At 63.7% G+C, this 5435-nt stretch carries 5 protein-coding genes and 1 pseudogene; 3 read left to right on the top strand and 3 right to left on the bottom strand.

Going from position 1 to position 5435, the window contains the following annotated elements:
- Nucleotides 1–91: 91 nt before the first annotated feature.
- A pseudogene (locus AC2VLV_RS03110) lies at nt 92–532 on the bottom strand (polyphosphate kinase 2 family protein); the annotation flags it as partial.
- Nucleotides 533–778: 246 nt separating this feature from the next.
- Between AC2VLV_RS03110 and AC2VLV_RS03115 the strand changes: the two are divergent.
- Together AC2VLV_RS03115 and AC2VLV_RS03120 are read left to right on the top strand one after the other, a co-directional pair.
- A complete protein-coding gene (locus AC2VLV_RS03115; protein ID WP_486988584.1) occupies nt 779–2254 on the top strand; it encodes an MFS transporter in 1476 nt (491 codons plus the stop codon).
- A gap of 12 nt (nt 2255–2266) precedes the next feature.
- Nucleotides 2267–3295, top strand: a complete 1029-nt coding sequence (locus tag AC2VLV_RS03120) for a CorA family divalent cation transporter (protein WP_486988585.1) — start codon at nt 2267–2269, stop codon at nt 3293–3295.
- Between the two features lies 1 nt (nt 3296).
- On the opposite strand, the gene AC2VLV_RS03125 is transcribed toward AC2VLV_RS03120, so the two are convergent.
- Nucleotides 3297–3533: a sulfurtransferase TusA family protein gene (locus tag AC2VLV_RS03125; protein WP_232054165.1), complete on the bottom strand. Its 237-nt coding sequence runs from the start codon at nt 3531–3533 to the stop codon at nt 3297–3299.
- 108 nt (nt 3534–3641) lie between these two features.
- On the opposite strand from AC2VLV_RS03125, the gene mbfA reads away from it, so the two are divergent.
- Complete coding sequence (mbfA, locus tag AC2VLV_RS03130) at nt 3642–4640, top strand: iron exporter MbfA (protein WP_486988586.1); 999 nt, start codon at nt 3642–3644, stop codon at nt 4638–4640.
- Between the two features lie 13 nt (nt 4641–4653).
- Here mbfA and AC2VLV_RS03135 read toward each other — a convergent pair.
- The coding region (locus tag AC2VLV_RS03135; RefSeq protein ID WP_486988587.1) for an alpha/beta fold hydrolase at nt 4654–5435 on the bottom strand (782 nt) is incomplete at its 5' end.

Here is a 5435-nt window from a genome sequence, read left to right on the forward strand (position 1 = left end):
CACTGAGTTTGTCTGATCGCATGAAGCCTCCGAAAAAACTCAAGCTTCACTCAGCACAGACTCATTGAAAAGATGGGTTCGGCGGACGCTTACGGTCAAACAGCACGATTTCGCCGGCCGCCGGCAGATGCGCGGCGTAGCGCTGGAAATACCACTGCGTGCGCTCGCGGTCGCTAGGCGCGGGCAAGGCCACGACGCGACAGACGCGCGGGTTGAGCCGCTGGGTGATGCGCTTGATCACGCCGCCTTTGCCCGCCGCGTCGCGCCCTTCAAAGAGCACCACCACTTTCTGCCGAGTCGTGGCCACCCAGTCCTGCAGCTTCACCAACTCGGCCTGCAGGCGAAACAGCTCCTTGAAATAGACCTGCCGCGCCAGCCGCTCCTCCTCGTCGCTGCGCGCGGGGGCCCCGTCCGCCTCGGCCAGATGATCGGTACGGTCCTCGATTTCGAGTTCGAGTTCTTCGTCATAGCCATCGGTCAGCTCGCGCTCGATGCGCTTGAGCAGGTCGGCGTGATCGGCAAACGGGGTCATGCGATGTCCTTCCAGAGTGGGGTGCGAGAAGCGCCGCAAGCCAAGTCTGGGCGCGGGTCAAGGCGCATGGTCTTTCATCCTCGTGACAAATCGATGACGCCACGTCGCTGCTGCATAGCCTGCCTTGAAAGAAAAAGGCCAGACACACTCTGTTTCTATTTTCATTGACATATTCACGAATAGTTCATCAAGGGTTGATTGAATGTTAGAGAGTTATTCCATTCTTCCCCTCCCCGGAGATTTCGCATGGCCGCCTCACTCGCAGAACGTCCGCCGACCAAATCCGTGCAGCAATACATCGACGAAGCGCCGGTCTGGCCCGATGGCACGGCGCTCAAACGCGCGCCCATGACCGCGATGCAGTGGCGCATCTGGAGTCTGGCCACGGCGGGCAAATTCTTCGAAGGTCTGGTGGTGTTCATGACCGGCGTGGCGCTGCCGCTGATCAGCCGCGACTTCAGCCTGAGCACGTTTCAAAGCAGCGTGATCTCGGCCAGCACCTTGTTCGGCATCCTGATCGGCGCCACGCTGCTCGGCGGCCTGTCCGACGTATTCGGGCGCAAGCGCATGTTCATCGCCGAGATGGTGATCTTCGTCGTCTTTCTCGCCCTGCTCACCTGGAGCCCGGGCTTTCTGGTCATGGCCATCGCCCTGTTCGGCATCGGCCTGGCGCTGGGTTGCGACTATCCCACCGCTCATGTGGTGATCTCGGAGAGCGTGCCGAGCAACGGCCGGGGGCCGCTGGTTCTGGGCGCGTTCGCGTTTCAGGCCGTCGGCGCCATTGCCGGGGCGGGTCTGGGCATCGTCATCATGGAAACCCACCCGCAGGCCGACGCCTGGCGCTGGATGTACGCCGCCGCCATCATCCCGGCTCTGCTGGTGATTTTCGGTCGGCTCTACATCAGTGAAAGCGCACACTGGCTGGCCGCCAAAGGGCGTTTTGCCGAAGCGGAAGCCGAGGCGCGCAAGCTGCTCAAACGCGAACCGCAATACCCCAAACAGATCAAGCTGACGGCCCATGCGCACGAGGCCGATCACCACAAGCTGCATATGAGCGTGCTGTTCAAAGCGAAGAACTTGCGGGCGACGCTGCTGGCGGCCGTGCCCTGGTTCCTGCAGGATCTGGGTACCTACGGCATTGGCATTTTCACCCCGGTCATTCTGGCAGCCGCATTGGGCGGGGCCAGTCAATCGCACAGCATCGCCGACGTGCTGCAAAACGCCGCCCGGGCCGCCAAGGGAACCATCCTGCTCGACATGCTGCTGCTCGTGGGCGTGCTGTTCGCCATTCTGCTGGTCGAACGCGCGGGGCGCATTTCGCTGCAGATCGTCGGCTTCATCGGCTGCGCCATTGGCTTGGGCCTGGCTGCCTATGGCCTGACCTTGAACGAGCCGGACAAGACCTTGCTGCTGTTTGCGGGCTTCATGCTGTTCAACTTCATGACCAATCTGGGGCCGAACGCGCAGACCTACCTGCTGGCGGGGGAAGTCTTTCCGGTTTCCATCCGGGGTTACGGCGCAGGGTTTGCCGCTTCGTTCGCCAAGATCGGCGCAGTGACGACGGCGTTTTTCTTTCCCATCCTGATGCACGCCATCGGCACGCAGACTCTGCTGTGGCTGCTGGTGATCACCTCGCTGTTGGGCGCGGTCGTCACCTGGGCCTTGCGCATCGACACGCGCGGGGACATCAGCACCGTGGGGCTGGTCTCTCCGCAGGTGTGAGACGAAGCGGTGATGTCGCGTACCGCTGCGGCCGCTCTGCAGATTCTTGACCACCCGGCGCTGATCTGCGGCTATTGCTTCGATGCCGACGGCGTCGGTCAGGCGCTGGAGTTGCATCCCGGCCAAGTTGAAGACGGCACCACCGGCCCAGCGGAACAGTTTCACTGGTGGCACTTCAACGCCGCCCACGTCGGCGCCGAGCAATGGCTGCGCGCGCATCTGGAGCCCGAGCAGGTCGAACGCTGTCTGAGCGCCATCTTTCAGGGCCGCAGGTCCAGCCGTCTGGAAGTGATTGACGACGCGCTGGTGGCCGTGCTCAACGACGTGGAGCTCGATCTCGCCCCAGGCGACGCCATCGAGATCGCCTCGCTCTGGCTGATGATCACCCCCACCCGCATGATCAGCGTGCGCGCAAAACCCCTGCGCAGCATCGACCGCCTACGGCTGGCCGTGCGCAACCGCGCCCGCTTTCAAACGCCGCTGGCGCTCGCGGTGCATTTGCTGCGCGATCAGGGCGATGTGCTGCTCGAAGTGCTGCGCAAGGTCGCCACGCAGGTGGACACGGTGGAAGATCAGGTGCACGCCGAGCGCATCAGCGATCAGCGCAAGCAGCTCGGCGCCCTGCGCCGCGATCTGCTGCGCCTGCAACGGCTGTTGGCGCCGGAGCCCGCTGCACTGTTCCGTCTGCTCAAACGCCCGCCGACCGAGTTGCAAAGTCAGGACTGGGACGATCTGCAGCAGGCTACCGAGGAACTGGCGCTGATTCTGCGGGAAGTGGCCACCCAGCAGGAACGCATCAAACTGCTGCAGGAAGAAATCGCCTCGGCGCTCAACGAGCGCACCGACCGCACCCTGTTCATGCTGACCGCCGTGACCGTGGTGGCGCTGCCGATGAACGTGATCGCCGGCCTGTTCGGCATGAATGTGGGCGGCATTCCCTTCGGCGACGACAAGGCCGGGTTCTGGAGCATGGTGCTGCTGGTGCTCGTCGCCTCGGCGCTGGTTGGGTGGGCGCTGTTTCGGGGACGACGCCGAGAGTGAATCAACGCCGCCGCAGCAGGTGGTGGTATTCGCCGCCCTCGGTCTTCTGATCGACCAGGGCATTGCCGGTCTGACGGGCGAAGGCCTGAAAGTCTTTCACCGAACCGACGTCGGTGGAGACGATGCGCAGCACCTGGCCGCTTTGCATCTGGGCGAGTGCTTTCTTGGCCTTGAGGATGGGCAGCGGGCAGTTCAGTCCGCGCGTATCCAGGTCGACATCAATCACAGGTTGCTCCACACGGTTCTCCAGGTTTTGGCGCGATGAGCCCATTTTAGGGGCGCATTGCACGGCCGCACGCGCCTGCCGACAATGGGGGTAATCGCACCGTTTTCCACGCTCCCAAAAATGAACCTGAGCTCGCTGTTCTCCATGCGCGGCAACACCGCCACGCTTGACTTCTCCAGTTTGAGCGAGCAGCAGTTGCTCGCACTGGCCATTTCGCTCGAAGAAGACGACGCGCGCATTTACAGCCAGTACGCGCAGGCGGTGAGCGCCGATTACCCCGACACGGCCGCGCTGTTCCGCGGCATGGCGGCCGAAGAAAACACGCACCGTCATCGCCTGCTCGACCTCTACCGCAAACGGTTTGGCGACCGCATTCCGCTCATTCGCCGCCAGGACGTGCGCGGCTTCATCGAGCGCAAGCCGCTGTGGCTGGTGCAGCCGATCGATCTGGAAAACTTTCGTGCCCAGGCCGAGGTGATGGAAGCCGAGTCGCGCATGTTCTACGCCAAGGCCGCGCGCCACGCGACCGATACCGGCATCCGCCAGTTGCTCGGCGATCTCGCCGCCGCCGAGGCCGCACACGAGCAGAAAGCCGAAGCGCTCGGCAACCAGTTCATCACGCCGCAAGCCATACGCTCCGAGCGCGAAACCCAGCGCCGCGCCTTTCTGCTGCGCTTCGTTCAGCCCGGCCTGGCGGGGCTGATGGACGGTTCCGTCTCCACCCTGGCGCCGCTGTTCGCCGCGGCCTTCGCCACGCGCGACACCTGGGCCACGTTTCTGGTCGGCCTCGCAGCGGCGCTGGGCGCCGGCATCAGCATGGCTTTCGCCGAAGCCATGTCAGACGACGGCTCACTCACCGGGCGCGGCAGCCCGTGGCTGCGAGGCGGCGTCACCGGCCTGATGACCGCTTTGGGCGGCCTGGGCCACACCCTGCCCTACCTGATCCCGAACTTCCACCTCGCCACCACGCTGGCCTTCCTCGTGGTCGGCGTGGAGTTGATCGTGATTGCCTGGGTGCGCAAGCGCTTCATGGAAACGCCTTTCGGGCTGGCGGTGCTGCAGGTAGTCGTCGGCGGGTTGCTGGTCTTTGCCACAGGCATCCTGATCGGCAGCGCGTAATCAGGGCGAACGTTTAGGCTCTGTCAACGCCCTTGGTCTTAATCCACGCGCCGATTTCCGGCCACGCCTCGTCGAGCGTGCGCTTGCCCATGAACAGGCCCACATGCCCGCCAGGCACGATGCGCTTCTCGATCTGGCTGGCGGGTGTGCCGCAGAGGGTTTCAGCAGCGAAGACCTGCTCGTGCGGCGTAATGTCGTCGCTCTCGCCCGCAAGCAGGTACAGCGGGCAGGAGATGTCCTTGAGCTGGAGCGCGCGGCCCTGGCCGATGAACTCGCCTTTGGCCAGCAGATTGCGCCTGAACAGTTGGTCGATGACCTGCAGATACCAGCGACCGGGTAGGTTCAGCGGGTTTTCATACCAGCGTTCGAAGGCTTCGGTCTTGCTCAGCCAGACCGGATCATCGATGTGTTCGTACAGGTCGATGTGCTCCTGCACATAGTGCTGCTCGGGGTGCATGTTCTTCCAGCCGGCCAGCATGTATTTGCCCAGCATCAACCCGCCGCCGCTTTCCACCAGCTCTTCATAGAAGCTCATCGGCGTTTGCTTGACCATTTTCAGCAAGGGGCCGTGGCCGGCGTGGGTGTCGATCGGCGAGCCCGCCAGTACCAGGCTGGCAACCTTGTCGGGAAAGCGCGCCGCCAGCATCGCCGCCATCCAGCCGCCCTGGCACAGGCCGACCAAGTTGACGCGGCCGCCAAGGTCGTCGATGCAGGCGAGAAAGTCGCCGAGGTATTGATCGACTTCGAGGTCTTTCATGTCCGGCGTGGCGCTGTGCCAGTCGGTGAGAAACAGCG

It is taken from the genome of Thiomonas sp. TH-17, assembly GCF_057473305.1.

Coding starts and splice junctions, on each gene's coding strand:
- mbfA (WP_486988586.1), top strand. CDS start 3,642: ATGAACCTGAGCTCGCTGTTCTCCATGCGCGGCAACACCGCCACGCTT.
- AC2VLV_RS03115 (WP_486988584.1), top strand. CDS start 779: ATGGCCGCCTCACTCGCAGAACGTCCGCCGACCAAATCCGTGCAGCAA.
- AC2VLV_RS03120 (WP_486988585.1), top strand. CDS start 2,267: ATGTCGCGTACCGCTGCGGCCGCTCTGCAGATTCTTGACCACCCGGCG.